This is a genomic window from Alcanivorax sp. HI0083 (assembly GCF_001635175.1).
This window is the reverse complement of sequence record NZ_LWFX01000591.1, coordinates 1-629: the sequence shown is the minus strand read 5'-3', so window position 1 is coordinate 629 and position 629 is coordinate 1. Positions and strand designations below refer to the sequence as shown.

2 tRNA genes are annotated in these 629 nt (G+C 55.0%); both read right to left on the bottom strand.

The features are described 5' to 3' along the window. Nucleotides 1-101: 101 nt before the first annotated feature. Nucleotides 102-177 (bottom strand) — tRNA-Glu (locus A3754_RS05985). Nucleotides 178-182: 5 nt separating this feature from the next. Continuing rightward, nucleotides 183-258: transfer RNA gene (locus tag A3754_RS05980), tRNA-Ala, on the bottom strand. Between the last annotated feature and the right edge of the window lie 371 nt (nt 259-629).

Sequence of the window (629 nt, the reverse complement as noted above, 5' to 3'; positions counted from 1 at the left end):
ATCAGGCCTGACCTGTAGCGTGATGCATGTTGCGTAAAACGTGTTACGGCCGTAAAGCGGCCATAAAAAAGCCCCACTCTTTCGAGTGAGGCTTTTCTATTTGGCGTCCCCTAGGGGAGTCGAACCCCTGTTACCGCCGTGAAAGGGCGGTGTCCTGGGCCACTAGACGAAGGGGACGTGTTTGGTGGAGCTAAGCGGGATCGAACCGCTGACCTCAACACTGCCAGTGTTGCGCTCTCCCAGCTGAGCTATAGCCCCAAATACCAGTGGGATCAGGTGCATCCCGGTAGGTGCGGCGTATTCTACCGGCCACCCCTACCCTGTCAAGCGCCAGCCAGCGGTTTTTTTTCAGAATGAAGTCGATTTGACTACATCCTGAGCAAGTTGCTGAAAAACTGGGCAAAAGCAGTAGCGAGTGACGAGTTTCGAGTCGCGAAAACCTTCAGGCATGAGCGAGTTTCAGGTTTTGCTCTTCGAAACTCGCTTCTCGCAACTCGCCCCCAGTCGGTCAGACTTTCAACCCACCGGCAGATCCCGGTAAGCCTTCTCCAGCTTCTTCATCTGCTTCTTGGATACCCCACCCAATATCTCAATGGCGTGGCGGATGCGGGCACGGCTGATGTCAGAAC